The 1,183-nt window shown below is 72.3% G+C and carries 3 protein-coding genes; all 3 read left to right on the top strand.

The window, feature by feature from the left end; genetic code table 11:
• A partial coding sequence (locus tag ACFFNX_RS50540; RefSeq protein ID WP_378213638.1) for a citrate/2-methylcitrate synthase occupies nucleotides 1–273 on the top strand: 273 nt, incomplete at its 5' end.
• Between the two features lie 67 nt (nucleotides 274–340).
• Entirely contained in the window at nucleotides 341–679 is a 339-nt protein-coding gene (locus ACFFNX_RS50535) for a hypothetical protein (protein WP_378213636.1), read from the top strand.
• A 40-nt stretch (nucleotides 680–719) separates the two neighbouring features.
• Nucleotides 720–1,043 carry a DUF3817 domain-containing protein gene (locus tag ACFFNX_RS50530; protein WP_378213635.1) on the top strand — a complete coding sequence of 108 codons (324 nt, stop codon included), beginning with the start codon at nucleotides 720–722 and terminating at the stop codon, nucleotides 1,041–1,043.
• Nucleotides 1,044–1,183: the final 140 nt, after the last annotated feature.

Below are 1,183 nucleotides of genomic sequence, written 5' to 3'. Positions count from 1 at the left end.
GCCACCGCTCCGGACCGCGACCGCCTGCGGGTGGTCGAGGCGGTCCTCGCCGAGGCGCGTGCGCGGCGGCTGCCCGATCCGGCGATCGACGTCGCGCTCGGCGCCCTCGCGTACGTCACCGGGATGGTCCAGGGCGCGGGCGAGGCGGTGTTCGCCGTCGCCCGTACGGCCGGGTGGCTGGCCCACGCGCTGGAGGAGTACGCCCGCGAGGTCCCGCTGCGCCCGCGAGCCGTCTACACGGGCCCGCCGCCGGAGCGGCCGAACCCCCGCTAGCCACGGTCTTGTTGCTTGGGGTGGGGGTCCGGCGCGGTTCCGCGACGGCGCGGGTACGCTCACGTACGTGCGACGGTTCTTCACTCCCGGCTGGCTGGGGCTCCACCTGATCGCCATTGTGCTGATCGGGATCTTCATGCTGGCCGGCTGGTGGCAGCTGGCGCGTGCCGAGGGCGGCAACCTGCAGAGCTGGGCCTATGTCATCGAATGGCCGATGTTCGCGATCTTCGTGGTCGCGATGTGGGTTCGGATGGTGCGCGACGAACTGCGCGGCAAGGACGACCCGGGCACCGTGGTGCCCGAGCGCGCCGCGCCGCGAATGGAGATCGACGACGAGGACGACGAGGAGCTGGCGGCCTACAACCGCCGTCTCGCCCGGCTGAACGACGAGACCACGCGCCACTGACGGCGCGGGCCTCACGGAAGGACATCCCGTGCAAGGAGCGGTGACCCGTTACCGCATCATGGCGTACGTGACCGGCACGCTGCTGATCGTGCTGTGCTTCGTGGCGGTCCCGCTGAAGATCTTCGCGCACAACGGTGTCCTGTCGAACGCGGTCGGAGTGCCGCACGGCGTGATCTGCTACCCGTTGTACCTGCTGGCCACCTTCGACCTCTACCGCCGGGCGCGCTGGCCGCTGGGGAAGGTCGTCCTGATCGTGCTCGCGGGCGTGATCCCGTTCCTGGCCTTCTACGTCGAGCGCAAGGTCGTGAACGAACTGCGCACCCGCCCGGAGCCGGCCCCGAAGGTCGGCGCCGCCGGCGCCTGACACCTTCCGAGGGCCTGACCATGGGCGCCTGCGCGAGGACGCGGGCAAGGGCGCCGGCCCGCGACGGCGTATGGTCCGCCGCGGGCCGACGCGTCCTTCGGCCCCCGGTCAGCAGGCATCCGGGGGGGCGGGGGACCGGC

It is taken from the genome of Actinoallomurus acaciae, from assembly GCF_042429965.1.
GTDB classification, from domain to species: domain Bacteria; phylum Actinomycetota; class Actinomycetes; order Streptosporangiales; family Streptosporangiaceae; genus Actinoallomurus; species Actinoallomurus acaciae.
Note: the sequence above shows the minus strand (reverse complement) of the source record. Positions and strands in the feature narration are given on the sequence as shown.